This is a genomic window from Levilactobacillus enshiensis (assembly GCF_007115095.1).
GTDB lineage: Bacteria > Bacillota > Bacilli > Lactobacillales > Lactobacillaceae > Levilactobacillus > Levilactobacillus enshiensis.
In genome coordinates, this window is sequence record NZ_SULH01000001.1 from 171993 (window position 1) to 195050 (window position 23058).

Annotated in this window: 28 protein-coding genes and 1 tRNA gene; 20 read left to right on the forward strand and 9 right to left on the reverse strand. The window is 48.5% G+C overall.

Translation table 11 applies throughout. The features are described 5' to 3' along the window. Positions 1-7: 7 nt before the first annotated feature. Both FAY32_RS00770 and FAY32_RS00775 read right to left on the reverse strand, forming a co-directional pair. Entirely contained in the window at positions 8-532 is a 525-nt protein-coding gene (locus FAY32_RS00770; protein WP_143461423.1) for a helix-turn-helix domain-containing protein, read from the reverse strand. A 257-nt stretch (positions 533-789) separates the two neighbouring features. After that, entirely contained in the window at positions 790-1173 is a 384-nt protein-coding gene (locus tag FAY32_RS00775; protein ID WP_143461424.1) for a glycine cleavage system protein H, read from the reverse strand. A 203-nt stretch (positions 1174-1376) separates the two neighbouring features. Between FAY32_RS00775 and FAY32_RS00780 the strand changes: the two genes are divergently transcribed. Together FAY32_RS00780 and FAY32_RS00785 are read left to right on the forward strand one after the other, a co-directional pair. Then, a complete protein-coding gene (locus FAY32_RS00780; protein ID WP_143461425.1) occupies positions 1377-2423 on the forward strand; it encodes a lipoate--protein ligase in 1047 nt (348 codons plus the stop codon). Continuing rightward, entirely contained in the window at positions 2413-2724 is a 312-nt protein-coding gene (locus FAY32_RS00785) for a DUF7671 family protein (RefSeq protein ID WP_143461426.1), read from the forward strand. The genes FAY32_RS00780 and FAY32_RS00785 overlap by 11 nt, the downstream gene beginning before the upstream one ends. 243 nt (positions 2725-2967) lie before the next feature. Here the strand turns inward: FAY32_RS00785 and FAY32_RS00790 are convergent, their stop codons facing one another. Then, positions 2968-4623, reverse strand: a complete 1656-nt coding sequence (locus FAY32_RS00790; RefSeq protein ID WP_225428256.1) for a peptide ABC transporter substrate-binding protein — start codon at positions 4621-4623, stop codon at positions 2968-2970. 227 nt (positions 4624-4850) lie between these two features. Between FAY32_RS00790 and mutY the strand changes: the two genes are divergently transcribed. The 4 genes from mutY (at position 4851) to FAY32_RS00810 (ending at position 7407) form a co-directional block, all read left to right on the forward strand. Further along, positions 4851-5990, forward strand: coding sequence for an A/G-specific adenine glycosylase (gene mutY / locus FAY32_RS00795; RefSeq protein WP_143461897.1), 1140 nt, complete (start codon positions 4851-4853; stop codon positions 5988-5990). Positions 5991-6063: 73 nt separating this feature from the next. Further along, positions 6064-6384, forward strand: a complete 321-nt coding sequence (locus FAY32_RS00800; protein WP_143461428.1) for a hypothetical protein — start codon at positions 6064-6066, stop codon at positions 6382-6384. A gap of 17 nt (positions 6385-6401) precedes the next feature. Next, the gene (locus FAY32_RS00805) at positions 6402-7013 is read left to right on the forward strand and encodes an alpha/beta hydrolase (RefSeq protein ID WP_143461429.1); all 612 of its coding nucleotides are present in this window, start codon (positions 6402-6404) and stop codon (positions 7011-7013) included. A 190-nt stretch (positions 7014-7203) separates the two neighbouring features. Beyond that, positions 7204-7407 carry a cold-shock protein gene (locus FAY32_RS00810; protein WP_011668621.1) on the forward strand — a complete coding sequence of 68 codons (204 nt, stop codon included), beginning with the start codon at positions 7204-7206 and terminating at the stop codon, positions 7405-7407. Between the two features lie 113 nt (positions 7408-7520). Here FAY32_RS00810 and FAY32_RS14770 read toward each other — a convergent pair whose 3' ends face one another. Both FAY32_RS14770 and FAY32_RS00815 read right to left on the reverse strand, forming a co-directional pair. Continuing rightward, positions 7521-7670 (reverse strand): hypothetical protein, encoded by a 150-nt coding sequence (locus FAY32_RS14770; RefSeq protein WP_191988121.1) that lies wholly within the window; start codon positions 7668-7670, stop codon positions 7521-7523. Positions 7671-7923: 253 nt separating this feature from the next. Next, the gene (locus tag FAY32_RS00815; protein WP_143461430.1) at positions 7924-8229 is read right to left on the reverse strand and encodes a hypothetical protein; all 306 of its coding nucleotides are present in this window, start codon (positions 8227-8229) and stop codon (positions 7924-7926) included. A gap of 142 nt (positions 8230-8371) precedes the next feature. On the opposite strand from FAY32_RS00815, the gene FAY32_RS00820 reads away from it, so the two are divergent. Next, positions 8372-8445: transfer RNA gene (locus tag FAY32_RS00820), tRNA-Arg, on the forward strand. Between the two features lie 257 nt (positions 8446-8702). Here the strand turns inward: FAY32_RS00820 and FAY32_RS00825 are convergent. Then, positions 8703-8942: a cytochrome b5 domain-containing protein gene (locus tag FAY32_RS00825; protein WP_143461431.1), complete on the reverse strand. Its 240-nt coding sequence runs from the start codon at positions 8940-8942 to the stop codon at positions 8703-8705. Positions 8943-9217: 275 nt separating this feature from the next. Here FAY32_RS00825 and FAY32_RS00830 point away from each other — a divergent pair, with 275 nt between their 5' ends. Together FAY32_RS00830 and FAY32_RS00835 are read left to right on the forward strand one after the other, a co-directional pair. Beyond that, positions 9218-9910, forward strand: coding sequence for an NAD(P)H-dependent oxidoreductase (locus tag FAY32_RS00830; protein WP_143461432.1), 693 nt, complete (start codon positions 9218-9220; stop codon positions 9908-9910). Next, the gene (locus tag FAY32_RS00835; RefSeq protein WP_143461433.1) at positions 9903-10082 is read left to right on the forward strand and encodes a hypothetical protein; all 180 of its coding nucleotides are present in this window, start codon (positions 9903-9905) and stop codon (positions 10080-10082) included. The genes FAY32_RS00830 and FAY32_RS00835 overlap by 8 nt, the downstream gene beginning before the upstream one ends. 180 nt (positions 10083-10262) lie before the next feature. On the opposite strand, the gene thiD is transcribed toward FAY32_RS00835, so the two are convergent. Then, the gene (gene thiD / locus FAY32_RS00840; protein WP_143461434.1) at positions 10263-11081 is read right to left on the reverse strand and encodes a bifunctional hydroxymethylpyrimidine kinase/phosphomethylpyrimidine kinase; all 819 of its coding nucleotides are present in this window, start codon (positions 11079-11081) and stop codon (positions 10263-10265) included. Between the two features lie 281 nt (positions 11082-11362). Between thiD and FAY32_RS00845 the strand changes: the two genes are divergently transcribed. Further along, positions 11363-11659, forward strand: a complete 297-nt coding sequence (locus tag FAY32_RS00845) for a hypothetical protein (protein WP_143461435.1) — start codon at positions 11363-11365, stop codon at positions 11657-11659. 35 nt (positions 11660-11694) lie between these two features. Continuing rightward, positions 11695-12930 carry a cytosine deaminase gene (codA, locus tag FAY32_RS00850; protein ID WP_143461436.1) on the forward strand — a complete coding sequence of 412 codons (1236 nt, stop codon included), beginning with the start codon at positions 11695-11697 and terminating at the stop codon, positions 12928-12930. A gap of 88 nt (positions 12931-13018) precedes the next feature. Here codA and FAY32_RS00855 read toward each other — a convergent pair whose 3' ends face one another. After that, complete coding sequence (locus FAY32_RS00855; RefSeq protein ID WP_143461437.1) at positions 13019-13486, reverse strand: hypothetical protein; 468 nt, start codon at positions 13484-13486, stop codon at positions 13019-13021. 276 nt (positions 13487-13762) lie between these two features. Between FAY32_RS00855 and FAY32_RS00860 the strand changes: the two genes are divergently transcribed. The 7 genes from FAY32_RS00860 (at position 13763) to FAY32_RS00890 (ending at position 21028) form a co-directional block, all read left to right on the forward strand. Beyond that, the gene (locus FAY32_RS00860) at positions 13763-14614 is read left to right on the forward strand and encodes a ribonuclease H family protein (RefSeq protein WP_143461438.1); all 852 of its coding nucleotides are present in this window, start codon (positions 13763-13765) and stop codon (positions 14612-14614) included. Positions 14615-14732: 118 nt separating this feature from the next. After that, positions 14733-15191, forward strand: coding sequence for a VOC family protein (locus FAY32_RS00865; protein ID WP_143461439.1), 459 nt, complete (start codon positions 14733-14735; stop codon positions 15189-15191). Positions 15192-15446: 255 nt separating this feature from the next. Next, the gene (locus tag FAY32_RS00870) at positions 15447-16703 is read left to right on the forward strand and encodes an ATP-binding protein (RefSeq protein ID WP_143461440.1); all 1257 of its coding nucleotides are present in this window, start codon (positions 15447-15449) and stop codon (positions 16701-16703) included. A 316-nt stretch (positions 16704-17019) separates the two neighbouring features. Beyond that, the gene (locus FAY32_RS00875) at positions 17020-17628 is read left to right on the forward strand and encodes a sugar O-acetyltransferase (protein WP_143461441.1); all 609 of its coding nucleotides are present in this window, start codon (positions 17020-17022) and stop codon (positions 17626-17628) included. Positions 17629-17973: 345 nt separating this feature from the next. Then, positions 17974-19551 (forward strand): BCCT family transporter, encoded by a 1578-nt coding sequence (locus FAY32_RS00880; protein WP_143461442.1) that lies wholly within the window; start codon positions 17974-17976, stop codon positions 19549-19551. 238 nt (positions 19552-19789) lie between these two features. Further along, the gene (locus tag FAY32_RS00885; protein ID WP_143461443.1) at positions 19790-20263 is read left to right on the forward strand and encodes a universal stress protein; all 474 of its coding nucleotides are present in this window, start codon (positions 19790-19792) and stop codon (positions 20261-20263) included. An 87-nt stretch (positions 20264-20350) separates the two neighbouring features. Then, positions 20351-21028: an HAD-IA family hydrolase gene (locus FAY32_RS00890; protein ID WP_143461444.1), complete on the forward strand. Its 678-nt coding sequence runs from the start codon at positions 20351-20353 to the stop codon at positions 21026-21028. On the opposite strand, the gene FAY32_RS00895 is transcribed toward FAY32_RS00890, so the two are convergent. After that, positions 20982-21374, reverse strand: coding sequence for a DUF488 domain-containing protein (locus FAY32_RS00895; RefSeq protein WP_143461445.1), 393 nt, complete (start codon positions 21372-21374; stop codon positions 20982-20984). The two genes, FAY32_RS00890 and FAY32_RS00895, sit on opposite strands and share 47 nt — an antisense overlap. A 60-nt stretch (positions 21375-21434) precedes the next feature. On the opposite strand from FAY32_RS00895, the gene FAY32_RS00900 reads away from it, so the two are divergent. Both FAY32_RS00900 and FAY32_RS00905 read left to right on the forward strand, forming a co-directional pair. After that, complete coding sequence (locus tag FAY32_RS00900) at positions 21435-22064, forward strand: DNA-3-methyladenine glycosylase (protein ID WP_143461446.1); 630 nt, start codon at positions 21435-21437, stop codon at positions 22062-22064. Between the two features lie 59 nt (positions 22065-22123). Further along, positions 22124-22975, forward strand: a complete 852-nt coding sequence (locus FAY32_RS00905) for a helix-turn-helix transcriptional regulator (protein WP_143461447.1) — start codon at positions 22124-22126, stop codon at positions 22973-22975. Positions 22976-23058 lie beyond the last annotated feature (83 nt).

Below are 23058 nucleotides of genomic sequence, written 5' to 3' on the forward strand. Positions count from 1 at the left end.
GAACAACTTAATTTGTCTGTTCCCGCAGGCCCTCTAGAAAACCCATGATTATGCTGTCAACTTGTGGGACAAGTAGCAGGGTCAACGTGAGAATGGCCAGAGCAATTACCCAGCGTGTCAACGGCACTTGGTGGTGGCGCTGGTTCCAGTAGACCAGACCAAGTAAGACAAGAACACCAATCAGGATGAGCGATTGTGTCGCGTCGACAAAGGCTGTCATGCCGACACCGAAACTGAGAGAAGTAATGGCGCCAATTAGTGCTAGGCCGCAGCTACTCAGCAGAATCAAGGTGAGTGGGCCGGTGACTGGTCGTTCTAGCCGTTTCATCATGTGTGGGTCTTCTCTAATCAAGTCATCGATGGTCACCTGGAAGAGCTGGCTCAGGGTGACAACGTTGGCAAAACTGGGGAGGGCGGTTCCTCGCTCCCACTTTGAAATGGACTGGCGCGAGATGCTTAGCTGATCAGCTAATTCCTGTTGGGACCACTGTTGACGTTCCCGTTGGTTTTTAATTTGTTCGCCGATATTCATAAATGATGCCTCCAATTAACAATTGCTTCAAGCCTAGCAAACCCGAGCATTAACTGCACGGACCGTTTAGTTGCGGGACCTAAAAGTTGGTTATAACCCGGGTTAAGTGGCTGAAATTTTGTGTAATCAAAAGAACTGTCCTTTGCCGCACGTCTCGTCAATATAGATTTGGAGACGCAAACGGGTCTGGGGCAAAAGCCCCAGACCCTAGAATAGCTTGCTAAAATGATAGGCGGTTAAGCGGTGGTTAGTTTTAATTAAGCAACTTGCAGTTCCAAAATCCAATTGTCCGGTTGCTTATTCTGGTTGATGACCGTGGGATCAGCAACTAGATCCTCGTTTACCTTGACTACGGTGCCAGCGTAAGGCGTCTTGAAGTTTTCAACGGCCTTGTCGCTTTCAACTTCCAAAATATCATCGCCGGCAGCGAGAACGTCGTCGGTCATGATGGGGAGGTCAGCGAAACTGATGTCGCCAATTTGTTCGAGGGCATCGCTGGAAAGACCCATACGATAATGACCTTGATCGCGCATTTGTAACCAGACCCCATCCTTTACAGTGATTGCTGGTGTCGCGGGCTTACTGTCGTGATGAAACCAGCCTAACAGGCGTTGCCAAAATGATTGTGGGTGTTCGGTCATGATAAATTCCTCCCTAGTGTCGTTGGCGGCTGGTTGATTTGAATACCAGCCATCGTGTTTACCCTTTAGTATACCCTTTGCTTGCAACCGCTGACAATAAGACGCTTGTCACTTGCTTCACGAATCATAGTTGGTTGTTGCTGGTCGGCGTCTATGCTAAAATGTAAGCACTTAATCGGGGGAGAACGAAGGGAGAATTCAGCATGTTTTTAATTGATACAAATCGTCAAGGAAAGGTCGTTACGGATGCCGTTGTGAACCAGTCAATCGACAATTACTTGGTTAACGACCTGAAGCTTCCTGGGCATGGGTTAATGATGTATGTGAATCAACCGGCGGTCATTGTCGGCATTAACCAGACTGTGACGGCTGAGGTGGATTTTCACTACCTTGCCAAGCATGACGTTCAGCTCGTTCGGCGGACATCCGGTGGTGGTGCCGTCTATCATGACGAACGAAACCTGATTTTTGAGCACATCGTGAATGGTGATCCGCAAGATGGGTCCAAATTTGGCGACTATACCGTTTTTGCCGAACCAATTCTCCGGGCATTAGCGGCTATGGGGGTGGATTCACCCAGCATCAGTAACAAGAGTGCCTTAATCGTCGATGGGAAGAAATTTTCCGGGATGACCATGTTTAAGAATGGTGATGGTTATGCGGCCGGGGGAACAATCATGTACGATTTAAACGTTGATGCTGCTCACCAAGCCCTATTGCCTGCCAGCGACCGACCACACAGAGGGGTCGCCTCGAACCGGGTTCCCATTACCAATCTGCGTCAGTACCTCGCCCCTGAATATCAGAATTTGGACATTCAGGAGTTCAAGGAAGCCTTACTCTGCCATATCTTTGAGGTCGACCGGCTTGATCAGATTGAGACGTATCACCTGTCCGCGCATGATTGGTCGATCATTGACCAACGACTCAGTGAAAAGTACCGAACGGACGAGTGGAATTATGGTGCCAATCCTGGCTTTCGGGAGTACCGGGCGGTCTTGTTGCCAACCGGCCAGCTTCATTTAAACTTTACGGTGCATGCGGCTAAGTTCAAGGCCGTTGCGCTCTTCGGCACCGTGGCGACGCCGGATCAACTGCACACGGTCGCTGAAAAACTAACTGGTATCGATGCAACGCCGGCCGCAGTCACGGCGGTTCTCAGTCAACCAGAGGTGCTGGCCATTCTGGGTAACGCTGCGGTTAACCCAGTCGTCACGGCATTGACAGCGGAGGCACCGCATGAAGGCTAAGTATGACGTGAACCAATACATCGGCGTGCCAGTGGCAGCCAATGCTTCCGGTCAATATGAGATCAAGCGGGAGCCGGATGGTGACTTCAAGTTGCATTCCTGGCGAACTGGTCGGCACAGCAAGGGCAAGTACAAGGGCCTTGGCCAAATCTTTTTAACCGAGAACAACCTAAAAGTGGCAGTCGTCGCTGCTTATCCGGTGGCCTACAAGGATCGGCATGGGTTCACGCCGATGCAGCGGCTGACCAGTGAGTTTGTGGGGGAAGAGCTTGTACAGACTGCCGTTAAAAAATTACCATAAGCCGTTATAACTGAACGACCAAAACATACTAGGACATAACTCAAAAATCAGCTGTTTCAGAAGAATTATTCTCTTCTGAAACAGCTGATTTCACTTTTTGCCATTATCGTGTCGAAACGTGCACCATCAGGCATTTTGTTGCGCTTAACCCGAGAACAGGAATTATGCCAAGACCAGGCATAACCCCTGTTCTCACGTTAATGCTCGCAAACTAATCGCCTGATGGCCCACTCTTTTTGATGGCTATTTGACAAAGTAAGCTTCTTTAAAGTTTGACTGCGTGCCCACGGTGTTGTACTGCACCCCGTTAAGCTTGGGATTGATCAGGTAGGTGCTAGCGGGCTGTAACAGCGGCGTGACGCCCTGCTGGGTCATCAGGACACCATCGGCCTTCAAAAGCGTTTGCCAGCGGTGGACGTTAAATGAAGGGGCGTTGCTGGCTTCTGCAATCAGGCTGTCGTAAGTGGGATTTGACCAGTGACCCAGATTAGCGGTACTTGAACTGGTGTAGAGCGCCAGCATGGCCAGCGGATCGGCGTATTGTGCGCGTTGCGTGAGAATGGTCAGGTCAGTTTCCAGTGGTCCCGCTTGTTCTTCAACGGACCAGCCGCGTTGTTTCAATTTGATTGTTAGGCCGGGGAGGGTCGCTTCAAGTTGTTGCTGTAACTTCTTAGCGAGCTTTTTACTATTGATCGCATCCAGGTAGCTTACGGACAGTGTGACGTGTTTCGTGCCAATAGACTTGAGTGCTGACTGCCATTCCTTTTTGGCGAGCTTAGGCTGGTAGGCCATGGTTTTTTGGTTCGGTTGTGCTGCGGCAAAATCAGCGGTTCCCCGTTGACCGCGGCTGAGTCCGGCTGGAACGATGCCCTGTGCTGGCAGGGAGGTGCTACCATAGGAAGCCTGGGCCAGCTTTTTCCGGTTGACGGCATGGGAGATGGCCAGGCGGGCAACCCGTTGCTGGAGCAGTTGGTTGACCGTCATGTTCGCGCCATTTTGACGATAGGCGAGTGAGACCATTCTCGAATAAGGGCGTGCCGTGTAGGCAGCTTGTTTTTCATAGTATTTCATATTAGATTGCGACCAGAGGCGAACCTCATCTAGGTCACCATTTTGATAGGCGCGCCAAGCCTTTTTGGGATTACGGTAAACGTTAACGTTGATGCGACTGAGGTAGACGTGCTTGCGATCCCAGTAGTGTGGGTTGGGGACCATGTGCCAATGCGTCTGAGTATTGCCAGTCGTCGCGACCATGAATGGCCCGGCGTAGACTTGATATTGCGGCTTCGTGGCATAGCGCTTCCCGAATTTTTTGGCGATCCGCTCATTTTGGGGGCCAAATAGGGGATAGGTCAGTCGTTGCGGAAGCTCTGCCATGGGGTGGTCAAGGTGGACGATTAATGTAAACTTACTAGGCGCACTGACACCAAGCTGCGTCGCGGGCAAGCGGCCGTCGAGGATCTTTCGGGCGTTGTGAATGCCGACAAACAGATCGGCATCCGGTGCCTTGGTCTGCGGTGCGAGGGCGCGTTGCCAAGCGTACACGAAATCTTTCGCGGTGATGAGGTCGCCGTTACTCCAATAGGAATCCTTCCAGAGGTCAAAGGTGTAAGTCGTGCGCGCCTGATTGAGCGTGACCTTTTTAGCGAGGGCCAGTTCAGTTTGACCATCGCCAGTCGCCGAAAAGAGCCCCTCAATCGTATTATTGAGCCGGCCAAATTGACTCATCTTGTCGGTATCTAAGGTGGTTAAGGGCTGCGACGTGGAAAGGTTAAGCACCTGATTCTTTGTCATGACCCCTTTACTATCACTGGGCGACATCGTTTCTTGAACGACGGTGCACCCGGTCAGCCCAACACATAGTAGCAGGCCAATTAAAAAGATTCCCCAATGCTTCACTTTATTCACTCCGTTAGTTGTCATTCTTTCCTGATGATAGGGGAGTCAACCGGTCACGTCAAGACTTAGTTACGTGCTGAGGGGGCAGTAGCCATGACCGCGTTACGACTTGTGAGGAAAAGCGGTTATGATGACTGGCCGGGCACAATTTGCCCCATCACTTGTTCCAGCCGTAGAAATTAGCTAGAATAGGAACAATTAGCGATGCGAAGGGACGGAAAATGATGATGGAACACTGGTCAGCAACGACGATTAAGGCGTTTCGCAAGACCCTTTTGGCGTGGTATGATCGCGAGGGCCGCGACTTGCCATGGCGGCGAGATCAAGACCCGTATCACGTGTGGGTCAGCGAGGTTATGCTGCAACAGACACAAGTTAAGACGGTGATTCCGTATTACTTGAACTTTATGGCGATTTTTCCAACGGTTGAAGATTTAGCTGCAGCGGATCAAGAGACCTTATTGAAGGCTTGGCAGGGACTCGGCTACTACTCGCGGGCCCGTAATTTACAGCGGGCGGCGCAACAGGTGGTGCACGACTATCATGGCAAATGGCCGGAAACGGCAGCCGGGTTAGCTGATTTGACTGGCATCGGTCCTTACACGTCTTGTGCCATTGCCAGTATTGCGTTTGGCGAAGTCGTCCCGGCGGTTGATGGCAATGCTTTTCGTGTCTTTAGTCGGCTTTTGATGATTGAAGACGACATTGCCAAGCCCCAGACGCGTCAGTTATTTGAGCAAATTATTCAACCGATTGTTGACCCCGACCGACCAGGTGCATTCAACCAAGCCATCATGGATCTGGGGTCGAGCTACATGACCAGTAAAAATCCAGATACGGCACATTCACCAGTTAAGGCGTTTGATGCGTCATTTAAGGCGAACCGCGTGCTTGATTTTCCCGTGAAGACAAAAGCGCCACGTCCCAAGTTGATGCCCTACTATGCCGTCATCGTGCAATCGCCAACAGGGTATCTGCTCACGCAACGAACGACTCAAGAAATGTTGGCGGGGTACTGGACCTTCCCACTATTTCTGCAGGCCGACCTTCAAGACGAGGCTGCTACCGAACCAGCCGACCTAGCGACTGATATCGCCACCTTAGAGCAACGCTGGGCGACCGAGTACCAAGTACCAGTGAAGTTGTCTCCGGTGGGCGGCCAACCGGTTAGCCACACGTATACCCACCAACGTTGGCAGGTCAAGTTACTAATGGCCACCCTAACGACAACGCCCAAGCTGACCTTTTACCCCGGAAAATGGATTCCGGCTGAACAGATTGCGGCGTTACCGCTACCTAAGGTACAGGAAAAAATAATGGCGCGTTACGAAAAGCAAGGTTTTCCAGATGCATTTGGGAGGAATTAGTTTCCGTGGTCCCCAAATTGCAGTATCATCTAATTAATTAGGACAAACCGGTTTGATGAGGGAGTGACAAATCATGCAAACAGTTTTTGATGTGTTGAAATTTATTTCGGTCAATCACCAAGAAGTTGAGAGCCATCAGGTCGTAGTAACTGATCCAGTTGGGAAGCCCAACGGTTTATTAACGGATCTACTACATGATTTAATTAATAATGCACTGTTATTTGTAACCCTGAAAGATGTCAGTTCAGCAACTGAACTTATCGAACATTTACGGACGCACACCCCGATGCCAGCGGATGTGTTGGCAGAATACGCAAAGATTTTAACGGAAGAGTGTTACGGCTTGAACTTTGCTCCTCAAAAGGGGCAAATTGAATTGATCGTTCACCGCTAACTTGAGGAGGGCTGAGCGTGGCTGAATCAGACTTAATTGAGACGGCACCGGGAGCCAATACGGCACCCCCGTTGTTGTTGCTACAAGGTACGGGTGGCACGAATGAAGAGATGCTAACGTTTGGTCGCCGGCTAGCACCACAAAGTCCGCTGATTACGATTGCTGGTCGAATCGGTGTTGGTGCCCAGCGCCAATATTTCCAACAGACGGCTAGTCAAGCAGCGAACCCCAAACAGATTTCGCGAGAAGCGGCTTGGTTGGGGGCAACGGTCGAACAGATCTGTCAACGCCATCGTTGGTCACTTGATGATTTAGTGGTGGTCGGTTATTCGAATGGCGCTACAATGGCGGCCTATGGTGTGCAAATGGGACTGCTTCCTGGGCAAATCGCAATTTTATTTCATCCGCTACGTGTGGCCGTGCCCATGGCCATCAAGCGGCCAGGGTATCGGGTCTGGCTATCAGCCGGTCAACACGACCCATTGGTGCGGGTGGCAACGGTCCAACAAGTGGCGGCAGACTGCGAACGCGCGGGGATGACGACCACTGTAGAAGTGACGGGGGGAACCCACCAATTGACCCCGCAGGAAGTCATGGCTGCCCACAATTGGTTAGCAGAAAATTATTGACCGATATTTAAAAACTCATAGACTTTTTAGCACTTTCCATTTGCTATTATCGGAAATACCTGTTATCCTATGGTTAATGTATTTATGGTTCGGAAGTTTTAAAGGCTCGACGTTCTTTAAGAATGGCTCCTTTTTACCCCAGCTTTCAAATGCAAATATATTGCGCTATGCGCACGGAGGTTTCATTCTTATGGAACAAGGTACTGTTAAATGGTTCAACGCTGATAAAGGTTACGGCTTCATCACTTTGGAAAACGGCTCAGACGTTTTCGTTCACTTCTCTGCTATCAACAGTGAAGGCTTCAAGACTCTTGAAGAAGGCCAACACGTATCCCTTGATGTAGAACAAGGCGACCGTGGCCCACAAGCTGCTAACGTTTCGGTTGTTGACTAATTTATTAGCCTAATCGAGTCGAAAAAAGTCATCGACATTTTGTCGGTGGCTTTTTTGTTTCTAAAAAATAAAAAAGCGTTCGGTCGCATCCGAGCGCTGGGATAGAGATAGGGCTAACTTAACCGTCGATCAGAATTGTTGTGGAATTTGTCGTGATTGGCAAGGTGCTTGCTCTTTTGACGAAAAGCAGCCCGATCGTTCAGGTACAATTGACCTAGTGCGGCGATTACAATAATTAGTAAAATGGCAATAACAGCATGCATAGAAATTCCCCCCATCAACTTTAGGTTACAGTTATATTATCTTAATGTTACAGGAATATTGCAAGCCATTTGCCTAAAAAAATGATTTCTTCAGAGGATCGTAACTTCTGGAAACAATTGGTTGATGAGCTAAAGGGTGAGTACGCTTAATTATCAATTCCAGGTGGAACAAATCGTTGCTGCACTTGAGGTTAGGTAACTGAGCGTCTTTTGCGGGATAACCAGCACTGATAAGGTGGTCGCAATTGCGCGTTTACTTTGAGGTTGAGGAACTCTCTCGCTGTTTAGAAGCGTCTTTCTTCGCTGACTCTTGCTTCTCCTTGTGCTTTTTTTGCGCTTTCCGAACCTGATTGGAAATCTGGTTGGTGGGACTGACCGTTGCCTTGCCAGACAGGTTAGAGACAGGATAGGCAATGAAGAGGACAATGGCAGCGATAATTAGGTATTTAATATTTTGCTTTCGTTCACCCAGTGCCTGTGTAATTTGGAAGAAGTAGTAGATCAGCGTGATGGCTGCGAAAAAGACGACAACTTCGGCACCAATATGAATGTAGGTCATGAGGAACACCCCCGGGTAGTTTAGCCCAACTTTAGCCGAAAGCAGGGGGAGCGTCAACTAACCACTCCCTTAATATCTGGAATTGACACGGCGCATTGGCTTCTCTATAATTAAGAGGTTGTTGGTTATCAGACCACATTAGGTCGCAATAGCTCAGCTGGATAGAGCAACGGTCTTCTAAACCGTAGGTCGAGGGTTCGAATCTCTCTTGCGACATCAATTGAATGAGGTAAACGTGAAGAAGAGTGGAATATCAGACGGTTAGTTTGCGAGTTAAGCGCAACAATCTGTCTGGTGGCGCACGTTTCGACATGATCATGGCAAAAAAATCAGTTTTTTCAGAAGGAGCCTTCTGAAAAAGCTGATTTTTTGAGTTATGTCCCAGACTTTTGGATTAAAAATAGTGTTAAAAAAGACGATTCGGAAGCGATAGATGCACGGATTCCCAATCGTCAGTTAGCAAGTTACTTAACTTAATCTTCGTATTGGCCGACAACGGGCAGATTTTTTAAGACCTTCCGCCCATGAGGGGATTGACCGTCGATAACACTAGTCAGTTCCTGGCCAGCGAGATTGCCGTGGTGCTTGCCACCAGCCCAAGCATCAACGCCGGTGACATCGTAGACAACACCAGCAACCGCAACATAAGCCGGTTGACCGTCTTGACCGTTAAACTTCGCTAATTCAGTTTGATTAAATACTTTTTCACTCACAAGACTCACCACCTATTTGATTTACACCAATAGTAAACTGTCTTATCTAATAATACAAGCAATTTGGTTTTCAGGCGATAAGTGGAACTGCAAACTGGTAGGGTGGTTTTGAAAATCGTAGCTGATTAGCAGTCATAGGTGACGGATTGGGATTAGTTTACGCCGACGCAGCGTGACTTGCCCAATCGAAACGAGCCAGACTTTGCCGGCAAGCTTTCGTAGATTTTGTGATACAGTAAATGCAACAATAGGAAGCATAAAGGAGTTGAGGGGGCATGAAGACCCTAGTATTAGTTTCACATCCCCAATTGGCCGATTCGACCAGCCAGCAATTTTTAAAGGCCAGTTTACCGGTGAAAAATGTGACTTGGGAACATCTGGAGAGTCAGGGGACGTTCGATGTCGCACGGGAGCAAAGCCAGCTCCGGCAGGCTGACCGAATCATCTTGCAATTTCCGCTGTACTGGTATGCAGCGCCGGCTGGTCTAAAGCAGTGGGAGGATTCGGTGCTGACGCGAACGTTCGTGTATGGTGACCACCGTTTTCCTTTGACTGATAAGGAATTGGGTATTGTGGTGACAACGGGCATGCCAGAAAAAGCCTTCCAACGAGGCGGGGCAGAAGGCCTCACATTGGACGCGGCTTTGGCACCACTGGCTGCAGTCGCTGAACGCGCGCACATGCGGTGGTTACCGACCTTTCCCATTTATCAATTTAGCTATCTGGAGGAACCAGAAAAATTGCAATTGGTCGTGGACTATCAGCGCTACCTCACGCAGGAACAGCCGGATGGCCTAGAGCAGCGCCAAGCTTGGTTTGCCCATAGGCTACCCGCCATGATTGATCAGTTGCCGCCAGAACAACAGGCGACCGGTCGATTGATTCAGGCGGAATTTGAGCAGCAAAAAGACGATATTGAGGCATTGGCCGATACGCTGGCGATGATTAAGGAGCAGGAAGATGACTGAGCAAGCAGAATGGTTACACACGCAGATTAAGACGCTGGCCAGTCAACAGGCGCAATTCACTGACCGGGCATTTTGGGTAGCATTAGACAAGTTGATTGCGGAACAGGATCGGCGGCATGATCAATTGCAGGGAGAGGTCGATGGTCGGACTTGGCGACCGGATCGTTGGTGAGTAATCGTGCCGTTAAATTAGTCTAAATGGGCGCAGTACGGCTGTCAGGAATTCCGCCTGCTGTGGGGACGCTTCAGACTGGAAAAACACCAGTCTTCTCGCTCGCTTTGAAGCTTTCGACCCTTAGTCGGAGATGCTAAAAGAGCCATGACAACCGTCACAGCTCCTCTGATAGAAATTTTAATAGTCGCGATTTTGAGCGGCCCAGTGATTGACGGGGCCAAATTTGTGACCAACTTCAATGGGACTCCCGATGGCCGTATTAACAAACTGCTTGGCAATTTCGATGGCGCGCTTCATGGGTGTTCCCTTAGCTAGTTCAGCGGTGATACATGCTGAAAGCGAGTCGCCGGTACCGTTGACCCGGTCGGTTTGGTGGTAAGGTTCACTTAACCAGAACGCCTCACCGGACTCAAGCAAGACGAAGTCGCGGACCTCGGTTTGGTCAGTGTTGGCGTGACTGCCCTTAGCGATGATATTTTTGGCGCCCATTTGTTGCATCTTATGGGCTGCCTTGACCATATCGTCGGCGGACGTAATCGTCATTTCAGCGATCTTCTCGGACTCGTAAAAATTTGGCGTGAGAACCGTGGCTAATGGGAGGAGCGCGGTTCGTAATGTCTCGAAGGCACTTTCTTCCAATAGCTGATTGCCATGTTTGGTCATGATGACCGGATCGACGACCAGTGGGCCGAAATCGGCTTTTTGATAGTTTTTCACGACATCATTGATCAATTCTGAATCGGCGAGCATCCCAGTCTTGGCTGCCCGAATGTGGTAATCAGCGGCAAGGTCCGCAAATTCTTGGTCAATGAAGTCAGTGGGCATGGGAACACTGGCGTGAATGCCGTAAGAGTTGCCGGCTACGCAAGCGGTAATGACGGACGCCCCGTAAACTTGACGGGCGAAAAAGGTGTGTAAATCGGCCTGCATACCGGCACTGCCATCGCTATCGGACCCAGCAATGGTGAGGGCTTGTGGATAAGAATTAACAACCATGATTCATCGAACCTCCGCTTTAAATTTAGAACAGCCTCAGCATAGCATAAATGACTAGGCAAAGGCCAACGATATCGGGTATAAATTTCGTTATACTAACTTGTTCCCGCAAACCAGGTGGGCCAAGGGATTTACAACGTTGCGGAATAAGCCAATGGTTAGGTGATAGTTGCAAATATGCCAGATATTCCGGCGCCTGTAGGGACCACTCGTGACCTGAGAAACGGGTATCCAGTTGGGGTCGTTCAGCGGAAAGATTACAGGAATTGGGGGAAGTTGCCATGCGAACAGAAATTATCCGACCATTAAGCTGGTGTTTGGCCGGAATTGTTGCCAGTTGGGTTGCTATTATGGGGTCAGTGGGAACGTTGTATCGTTACTTTCCCAACGAACCACTGACTTTAACGTTCGGATTAGCACTAACTGTGATAAGCTTAATAGGGATTGTTCGTTCTGCACGCCGGGGGCCATGGTGGTGTCTGATACCAACAACGGTGGTTGCAATTGCCGCTACGATTGGAATAATCACTGATAGCACGCTGTTACTGCTGGGATTGACAATTTCTGGTTTTTATTGAAAATGTTCGTTAAATCGATCAGGAGGAAAGTACGCATGTTAATTCAACAAGGACGTATTGAAAACGCCAAGCAACCACAAGATATTCGAATCGAGGATGGCAAGTTTACAGCCATTGCCGACCATTTAACGCCCCAAGATAATGAAAAGGTGATTGATGCTCAGAACAAACTGATCATTCCACCATTCGTTGATCCACATGTTCATTTGGATAGTACCATGACGGCCGGGGATCCGGAATGGAACCAATCAGGAACGCTATTTGACGGCATTCGAATCTGGTCTGAACGGAAGAAGACGTTGAGTATCGAAGACGTCAAGACACGGGCCCGTATGGCTTTGGAACGGCAAGCAGCCAACGGAATCCAATTCGTTCGGTCCCACGTGGACGTCACTGATCCTAGCTTGACGGCCCTCAAGGCTTTGATTGAAGTTCGTGATGAAGTTAAGGACTTTATTGAACTGCAATTGGTTGCGTTCCCCCAAGAAGGGATTCTGTCCTTCCCACACGGTAAAGAATTAATGGAACAGGCTGCTAAGCTGGGAGTTGACGTTATCGGGGCCATTCCGCATTTCGAATTCACTCGTGAATACAGCGTGGAATCACTCCATTTCGCCGTTGAATTGGCACAAAAATATGGCAAGCTCGTTGACGCCCACTGTGACGAAATCGATGACCCGGCTTCTCGTGGACTGGAAACGCTAGCCACGTTGGCCTTGGAAACGGGCTTGGGCGACCAAGTAACAGCTAGCCACACCACGGCGATGGGTTCTTACAACAACGCTTACGCCTACAAGCTGATGCGCTTGTTGCAAATGTCCCACATCAACATGATTTCGAACCCCCTGATCAACACGCACTTGGGTGGCCGTTTCGATACGTATCCTAAGCGGCGGGGTTTAACGCGGGTCAAGGAATTAAATGCGGCCGGCGTTAACGTTGCGTTTGGTGAAGACGACATTAAGGATCCTTGGTACCCAATGGGTGACGGCAACATGTTGGATTCGCTTCACATGGGCATTCACGTGACCCAAATGATGGGCTACGATGACATTATGAACTCCTATCAATTTGTCACGACTCACGGGGCCAAGGCGATGCATGTGACCGACCACTATGGTATCGAAGTTGGTAAGCCAGCTAACTTGGTCGTTATGAACAATGACAACTTCTATGACGCATTGAATCAACGCTCAGAAGTGCTCTACTCCATTCACCACGGTAAAATTATCGTGCAAACTGACCCTAAGCAAGTTCACATGAACCTCTAATTAGGAACGTAACAGCTATTGTATTTTCAAATTTAAAGCAAATGAAAAGCGCCGCGGTAAACTTCTACCGCGGCGCTTATTTATGAAATTATCTTTTAGCATGTGCTTTCTTGACGGCGGCCACGGTTAACGGCTTAGACACAACGGGCTGTTTCTTGACCTTGTGTTGTGTGCGTAGCTGTTCCTTTAAGACCTCAATCTCGTCTGCATGTTCGCCCTTCCAATCTTGATAAGACTTGGCAGAGTCGGTGTCACCGGGCTTTAAGCCGGTATTTAACCAGAAGCACGCTTCGGACAAGCTGGGAAAATTGTGAATCCACAGCGTTTGACCGTTATCGGAGTCAAAGGCCACGTAAGAGCGAAAGTGACGTTTTAAAAAGGTATGTTTCCGAATTTTAAAAGCTTCACGCTTACGGGTTAGCCGGTAGTCTGGTAAGATGTATTGACCGGAGATGGCGAGTTGTGGAAAACGTTCGTCGCGTTGTTCGTGCTGGTCTTTCAACATAGCACGGGCTTGCTCGACGGAAATAATGGTTGCACGAATCGGATTCTTCATAAAAAACCCCCTCAAAAAATTGAAAAAATAAGTGAAAATGACAGTCTCCGGCCAGTATTCACACTTACTAGGTTAGCATAATCTAAAAGTTATGGAAACAATTTACCCTTTAAATTTTAGGCAAATTTGCGGTTCTGACGGTCAACTACCGAAAAAAATTTGTCTAGAGGGGATTAGGATGGTAACGGGTACACAAATGTGGTAATGGTGGATATGACCAGTGCCAGGATAAAGTATGGTAAACTAGCATACATCAGTTCGAAAGCGGGGATACATTTGGCACAGAAATACTACGCAGTTCGGCGGGGCCGGCAACCAGGGATTTATCGGACTTGGCCGGAAACACAAAAACAAGTTAGTGGCTTTTCAGGTGCACAGTACAAAAGTTTTACGACGGAAGTGGCTGCCAAGTCATTTATGACAGCCAAGGCGACTCCCCCGTCAACACCGACGGCAAAGAGGGCTGCGGGAACAACCACGCAGAGGGCAACGGGGACACCAACCATCACCGTTTATACGGATGGCGGCTCACGGAATACGGGTAACGTTGCCGGTGGTCACGTGCGGTCGGTCGATAAGGCTGCCTGGGCATACCGAATCGAATTACCCGATCGGGCCGTGACGGGGTCTGCTGGCGAGTTTGGTGCGACCAATAATCGTATGGAAATCATGGCGTTTCGTAACGCGTTGCAACGTTTGGTGGATTTAGGACAAACACAGACGGAAATTCAATTTGTTTTGGACTCACAATACGTCCTAAATGCCGTCACTAAAGGTTGGTTAGCGGGCTGGAAACGTCGGGGCTGGAAACGCAGTGCGGGACCGCTAGTTAACGCGGAACTGTGGCAAGATGTTGATCGGTTGTTACCACAGTTTAGCCACTTGACCTATCAGTGGACAAAAGGCCATGCGACCAATCAAGGAAACGTCTTCGTCGACCATTTACTGAATGAAACAATGGACGGCATGCACCAGCGACCTGCTGGGGCAGACAGAACGGTAAAAGCCGCGCCAACACAGCCTTTGTCTTCATCTAGTACGCCAACTACGCAACATCAGGCGGATACGGAACAATCGGTAGCTGATATCGCTCAGAGTCTGCGTAACCTACCGTTTAGCGATAATTAAGGGTATAATGAGACCTAGATTTTACCTGTGGGTCAGCTAATTGGGGGGACTAGTACCCGTCAGCTAGGGGCTAGCCAAACACATCTTAAAAAATAGTAAGTAAATGGGGTACCGAATCATGCAAGCAAAATTAATTCCATATCTGGAGTTTGAAAATGCCAAAGAGGCCATTGCCTATTATCAAAGTGTCTTTGGTGCGACCGATGTTTATCGAATCAGCCCAACGGCCACGGAGGTTGAACAATTTGGGTTGGAACCAACGGTGGATCTAGACCAGATGACCATGAATGGTGGCTTTCGTATCTTGGGCTTAAATGTTCAATGCGCAGATGCTTTAATGGGTCAGCCGACGTCATCGACGCTGATTTCGTTGATGCTTGCCGTGGATGAAGATGACAGTGCCAGTGTCAAGGCACTCGATGCGCTTTACCAACGACTGGTGAAGTCAGACGTTAAGGTCATCAGTCCCTTCTCCAAGGTAACTGGTGGCAAGATGGGCCAGATTGTTGATGCATATGGTATTACCTGGATTCTGCGGGAACAAGCCATGCCAGCCCAACCGGACACAGAAGACTAGTGAAGCATGATGAACCGTTACATTTGGAAATTCAAGCGAGGGTTGTGACTGAGAATAGTCGCAGCCTTTTTTAGTTGGAGAAGTGGGCTAATAGTTGTGGCGATATATCTCGAAGCGAGATCAGATATGAAGACTATTTTTATTTGGAACATGCAATGCATACACGCCTAGAAGGACGCTGAACAGTGATATAATTAAAACACAAAACACAAAACACAAAACACAAAACACAAAACACTTAAAGGTGGAGTACTAATGGCTTGGAGTTGGAGTGAGAAAGCAGCAGATGCATTAAACAACTGGTTTACGCCAAGTATGCCCGCTGTTAAAAATTATGTTGATCGAGGTAACTTGGACAGAACGATTATGCGTGAATTTGCCCAGCGAGGAAGACAAGTGTTGGTTTATGGGCCAACTGGTGCTGGAAAGACAAGCATGGTCTTGGACAATTTAAAGAAGTTAGAGAAGTCCCATGGTACTAAAAGTGTTCGCGTCACCATGAGCAATAAAACGACAATTGAAAGCTTTATTGCAGATGTTGCTGGTAGACTGCATTTGAGCAGAGTAGTTCAGAGAATTCAGACTAACGAAGACGGTGTTCAAGCAGAGGCAAAGGCTGGGCTGCGTTGGTTTTCCTTGCGGGCTGAAGTGCAGAGCCAAAGTACGAATCAAAATATTACTGAGCAATACATGGGAATTGATGATTTCGCGATTCTTGAGGAAGTCCTGTTTAAACGGAATACGGTTCTTATTGTTGATGATATGGAAAATCTATCCGTTGAAGCTGATGGTCTCAGAATTAGATTGGCAGAAATTGCGAAGAACATGTCTGATGATGCTGTTAACTACGAAGATTCTTATGCTAAGATTGTTTTTGTCGGAATTGCTGAAACGGCTAAGGAACTTTGGCATGATGTTCAGTCATTGAGGAGTCGCTTGGCAACGATAGCTGTCCCATACTTAAATGAAACTGAGAGCAAGCTGATTATTAAAACGGGTTGGGATAATGCCAAGTTAAAAAGTTCTGAACGGCAGATTGATAAGACAGTTTATATTTCCACCGGGATTGGCAAGGTGCTCCATGAACTGGGACGAAATGCGGGTTATGCAGCACTCGATGAAAATAGTCAAACTATGAAAGATAAGTATATTACTGACGCGATTCAAGAAGTGTTTGCGGTTAATGAACTGGAGTACCGTTCACGGCTAGACAAAGCAAAGAATAAAACCAGTACTAAAACAACAGTAAGAAACTATGTTTTGTATGCAATGGCTAATTCTGAAGAAAATACGATGACGACGCAAGGAATTCTGAGTGCTGTTAATGAGCTACGCAACGGTAAAGAGATGAGCTCTAGTTCGCTAAGCCCGGTTTTAACTAAGCTTAAAGGGCCAGCTTTGGAAATTTTAACTAGTGATGATCGTAATTATTGGCATTTTTCAGATCCAATGTTCAAAGCATATGTACGTGAACATAAGGATGAGCTCTTATTGAAAAAAGCAGAAGGTTAGCTGTCCTAAGACTAGAAGGAATTTCAAATAGTTCTTTATGTTAGCGAGTTCATTACGGAGCTCGCTTTTTTGTTTATGATTTAGCAGGGCTTATAAATATTAAATTCAGGGGTGTGGGCCAAACGGTGGTTAATGTTCGCTGACTGTCTTGGGTTCCACGTTTTGACCGGATACGTTCGGAGTGCAAAAGAGTCTGGGCGTGTTGTCTTAGACTCTAGGCACGAAATCTCTGATAATTACCGTAGGGTTGGCTTATACCGGTTCAATCAGTTTTTACCGATGTGGTATCATGAGGGCAAGAGGAGTGATTGATGATATGGCAACAGAACGGGAAAAAATGACGGCCGGTCAGCCCTACGAACAATTCGATAAGGAACTGATCGACCGCCGAGTGTTAGCACGGAAGCAACTTAAGGCAGCTAATCAGCTCGATGATAACCAGCAACGCAACACCGCTTATCAGGCGCTGCTTGCGGACACTGGTGATGATTTCTTCGTTGAGGCCAGCTTCATGTTTGACTATGGCTGGAATATTCATATCGGGAACCATTTCTATGGTAACTACGATATGACTTTCCTGGACACCTGCCCAATTACGATTGGCGAACACTGCTACTTTGGCCCGAACATTGGGCTGTACACGCCAGTTCATCCATTGAACGCCATGGCTCGGAACAACGATGTTGAAATGGGGGCGCCAATTACCATCGGTGATAATGCTTGGCTAGGTGGTCGGGTGACCATCTTGCCTGGCGTGACGCTGGGCAATAATGTGGTCGTTGGCGCGGGTTCTGTGGTAACCAAATCGTTTGGCGATAACGTTGTGATTGCCGGCAACCCAGCCCGGGTGATCAAGCAGATTGACAACAGTGCTGCCGGTGATCAGCGGGCGCGCGAACAATGGCCGGATAAGTTGAAAAAGTAACCACAATTGAGTTGAATTTCAAATTCTAATCATATTCTTAGATTACTATGGTTATCGGCTGTGTAACCGCTTTATTTGCGATAGAAAAAACTTATCCATCCGCAAGATTTTACTAATTATTTTGACCGCGTATAATGGACTTTGGATATCGTTTCAGAGAGATTGACAAAGGCAATTTGTATTTAACGTTTAAGCGCTGTACAGGTGGCTCGCATGACGACCCCAGTTACAGCGCTTTTTTCGTACAATCTCGCCGGACATCATCCGCTGGAAGCTTGGCTTTCAGGAAACAAATGAGGAGGATTATTTATTTTAGCGCGTAAAAATATTGATAAGTTAGTATTCGTGCCAACCATCGTTTTATTTATTCTCGCGTCATTGCTATTTATCTTAGGTGGGAATCAATTACAAACCACACTAAGTTCATTATTGAACTGGATTGATACTCGCATGTCATGGGCCTATATGATGGTGTACGTGGTCAACTTTTTATTTTTTATGTATTTGGCATTTGGTAAGTTTGGGAAAGTCAAATTGGGCGATCCTGACGACAAGCCTCACTACAGCAACTTTCAGTGGGGGAGCATGGTGTTTGCCACGGCGATCGATGCCAGCATTTTAATGCTGTCGATTGTCGATCCATTACGGTACTTACAGCATCCGGCGTTTGGTTTCAAGCCATTCTCCAGCAATGCGTACAGTGCCGCTCACATGTTGGGCCAATTCAACTGGGGGCCAATGGCGTGGATGATGTTTGCGCCGGCCACGATTGCGATTGCTTACGTCTTATACGTCAAGCATGGTAAGGTTCAACGGGTCAGTGCAGCCATTACGAGTCTGCAAGGCGATAGCACGGGAAAAGTCGTTGCCCGTCACGTGGTCGACTTCTTAGTCGTCTTCGGTATCATGGGTGGTATCGGTTCTTCCGTGGGGATGGAAATTCCAATTATCTCCAAAGTGCTCAGTCGGCTTACCGGTGTACAAGATAATTTAATGCTGAAAATTGAACTCTTTATCATTCTGTTTATCCTGTTTGCCGTCACGGTCTTCCATGGCCTGAACGGTGGGATCAACCGGTTAAGTTCCGCTCACATTTGGACGGCGCTAGGCTTATTGGCCATCATTTTAATTATCGGACCAACAATTTATATTTTAAACTCTGAAACCAACAGTATTGGCCTGATGGCCCAGAAATTCATCGCGATGTCGACGAATACCTTGCCTAACGGTGGGGACAGTACCGCACAGCAGGAAACTATTTTCTACTGGGGCTGGTGGTTGTCCTACATGCCAGTAATGGGGCTGTTCATTGCCCGGATTTCTAAGGGCCGGACGATTCGTCAGGTCTTAGTCGGGATGTTAACGTATGGGGCTTTAGGATGCATGAGTTTCTACGCCATCTTCGGGGGCTACTCGTTGTGGCTTCAACGGACCGGTGCCGTTAACTTGGTCCACATTTTAAATACGCAGGGACAAGCTGCCGTGGTTGCCACGGTGATTGCAACCTTGCCATTTAAGATGATTATCTTAGCTTTGTACTGTATCTCTTGTTTCATCTTCTTGGCAACGACGATTTCGTCTTCCGCCTTCATCGTGTCATCATTTACCAGTCTGAACTTGGATGATGGCGAAGAACCTAGTCGCTGGAACCGGATGGTCTGGGTCGTTGTGTTCATCATCTTCTCCTTTGGGATTGTGATGGTCGGTGGCTTTAAGACCGTTCAAACGGTTTCGACGATTGCCGGGTTCCCGTTGATGTTTGTCTGCATCTTGTTGCTACATTCTATCTGGCACATGCTGGCGGCCAAACCCAAGCCGGTACCCGTTGTGGTGCCACAGCCCGTGGTTATTCGGCGGATTACGGTCGAATTGCCGCGTGCCGTTCGTGGGCCAATGATCTTATCCCCAGATCACGCACGGTAATCATTTAATCAACTAAAATCAGTACCCGTAACCTGTAGCTTTTCCGGTTGCGGGTACTGTTGTCTAAAGAAACAGCTGTCAGCTGGTCGTATGCGGGTGGTCAATAATGCTGAGGTTGCTCCGCCGATTGGCAAGTTAGCCAAGCTTAGATGATCGAACCGGACATGAACGACAGTACGATTTTTAGTGTAGATATGATACAATGAAGCCGAATCATCCATTGGAGGGAATTATAGTTATGGCAGATGAAAGTACCAACGACGAAGCGACCAATCCGCTGTTCTTCCGGCGAATTTTGATTACCATCGATGAAGACGACCGGCCATCAACCAGTCGGGCGTTTCGCTTTGCCTTGACGATGGCGCGCGATTATCAGGCCCATCTGGGCATTGCGTCCGTCTTGGAAAGCGATGATATTAGCATCTATGAGTCTTTAATGCCTACGAAATTAAATGAAAAACGTGACCACCTGCGGACTATTGTGCAGGAGTATGCAGCGAAGGCCCAAGCCTTTGGTGTCAACGATGTTCGGTCCATTATTGCCGAAGGTGGCGATGTGGACGACGTGGTTTTACAGAAGATTATTCCAGATTTTCAACCGGACCTGGTCGTTTGTGGCGCCGACGTCGACTTTGCTAGTCATGGTCATCCCGGTGCTATCGGGTTGCGGCTAGCTAAGAAATCAGACGTTTCAGTTATTGTGATTCGCTAAACCAAAAGGGTTCTCGCAATTTAGGCGGGAACCCTTTTGGTGTATAATATACCTTACGAAAATGGTCACAGTAAGGGGGAGTTGACGATGCAAGATAGTCCAATTCGCGGCTTTTTATTTGATCTCCATGGGGTCATTGCGGACTCGTGGCAATATCATTTGGCATCTTGGCAGGCGATTGCAGCGGAACTGAAGGTTCCCTGGACGCCAAAATTAACGCGGCTACTGCCGGGAATGAGTCGGCGTGAGTCACTCATGACGATTCTGAAATCCGTGAACCGCCAAAGTGAGTTCAGTGAGGACCAGTTGCTCGCCATTACGGACCATGAAAATGCGCTCTATCGTCAGTTCGTGGCGCAGATGACGCCGGCAAACCGGCTACCCGGGATTACCGCTTTTCTCGATGAACTTTTGGCCGCTAACTATCCAATCGCACTCGCTTCAGCTTCGACGAATGCGCCAGCCGAAATTGACCGGTTGGGATTGGGTCACGTCTTCACGAAGATTGTTGCGGCAGCGGATCTTCGCGCCAGTAAACCGGCACCGGACGTGTACTTGGCTGCAGCACGACTGATCGATCAAGCGCCCCAACGGTGTGTCGCCCTGGAGGATACCGTGACCGGCGTGCAGGCGGCCAAAGCAGCCGGGTGTCTGACCATTGGGATCAATCCCCAGCCATTACCTGGTGCGGATGCGATGTTGCCGGCAACGAACGTACTTAGTCTTGCAGCCGTGCAGCGGGTACTCGGTCTGCCAACCGTTTAAGCAGAAAATCTTTGAGAACCACAGCCTGGTTGTGGGCCTCATCCTTAGCGCCGTAGAGTAGGATGACGTCTTGGTCGGGTAATTGACCCGCCAGGAGATCTAAAAAGTCTGAGAGCGCTGGATTAGCCTGTATTTCGGCTAAATAGCGTTGTTGAAATTCCGGAAATTTCTCAGGATCGTGATTAAACCATTTGCGCAGGTCGGTCGAGGGACCAATCTCTTTTTCCCACGTGGCGAGTTGCGCGTTGACTTTGGAAATTCCGCGGGGCCATAGGCGGTCGACTAAAACGCGATAACCGTCGAGATCAGCGGGCTTGGCGTAAATTCGTTCGCATTTAATTGCCATAAAAGATCATCTCCATGGGTTCATTTTAGCATAGGTGTTTCAGAGGGGGCATTTTTAATCATGCAGCAGACAATCGGCGACTTTTATACGGGGCGACCAACTGAACAAATTGCACGGGAGTTGTTGGGCCACGAGTTAGTTTACGAGACGCCAGCGGGAACCATGAGTGGTTGGATCGTTGAGGCCGAAGCCTATCTTGGTGAACAGGATACCGCAGCACACGCCTTCAATGGGCGTTATACGGCGGCCAATGCGGCGTTATATGACGCTCCGGGCACGATTTACATTTACATTTTACGGGGATACTATATGTTCGATGTGGCAACCCAATCTCAGGGAACACCGCAAGGAATCCTGATTCGTGGTATCGAACCGCATCACGGCTTAGCACTAATGCAGCAAAATCGTGACAAGCCAGTTCCGGACGTGACGAATGGACCGGGTAAACTGATGGCGGCATTGGGTATCCAATCTAAGGACTTAAATCGAACCATGTTGGGTGCGCATAACTTGACGATTACCCCCAACGCGACGCGGCACCCCCAACGCATTGCGGCGACGTCACGGGTCGGTGTCAGTGCTGGTAGTTGGCAAGACCGACCCCTACGTTACACGGTCGCTGGCAACCCGTTTGTCTCCGGCAGTCGGAAGCGTGATTGGGACCGCGAAAATCATGGCTGGCAGGACTAGTCGGCGGGCGTTTGGATTGTTATAATAAGCGCATAATGTTTAAGGGATGGCTAATTTAAATGAATGTTGATATCTTTATCGAAACGCGAAAGCGACTCCATTTGTCGCAAGACCAGCTGGCTCGGGGAATCTGTACACAGGCGACTTTAAGCAAATTCGAACGAAACGGCAAAGTACCGTCATTAAAAATCTTACTACAACTCTGTGACCGGTTGGAACTGACCTTAAACGATCTCTTTCCATTGAATCACGATGAGGATTCTGTACGCTCTAAAGCACTGGAACAAGCAGAATTTCAACTCTTACAAGGGGAATACGACCAAGTCAGAGATAGCTTACAACAGTTGGGGGACCCGGCAAATGGGACCGTCAACTTTCAAATGCGCTTTTACTTTATCCGCGGCTATCTGACGGCCCTCAATGGTGGAACGATTGCAGATGCCCTCTATGACTTTTCCCAGATCCTCAATCGGTTTGATGAAGGCCACCACTCCATGTACGCAACGCTAGCCTACACGGGAATGGGAATCGCTTATAGCAATCACGGGGATAATGACCGCGCAGCGTTTTACTTCAACAAGGTTGCTGGTGAAGCCCGCGAGTTGAACTTTAAGAATCGGCACAATGTTTGGCGGGCACTGAATGTGGTCTACTACACCGGCTGTTTCTACGGTAAAATCAACGACTTGACGACCAGTAATGATCTGCTCACGTATGGCGTTAAAATTTGTGCCCAGTATCACGTGACCTACTATCTCGCGCGAATCCTCTACCAGCGCGCCATTAACCGACAGAATCAGCATGCTGATCCCGCCGCCATTCGCCAGGATCTACAAGACGCGGCGGCCTTTGCCCGGTTAAATGATAACCAAAAGTTATTGCAACGAATTGCGGCTTTTTCTTTGGCCTAATAGCAATCCCCGTGAACGGTTTGCGGGATGTTTAAGTTAGTCTAAATTGGGGTCAGGATGGCTACCGGGGATGACGTCTGCTG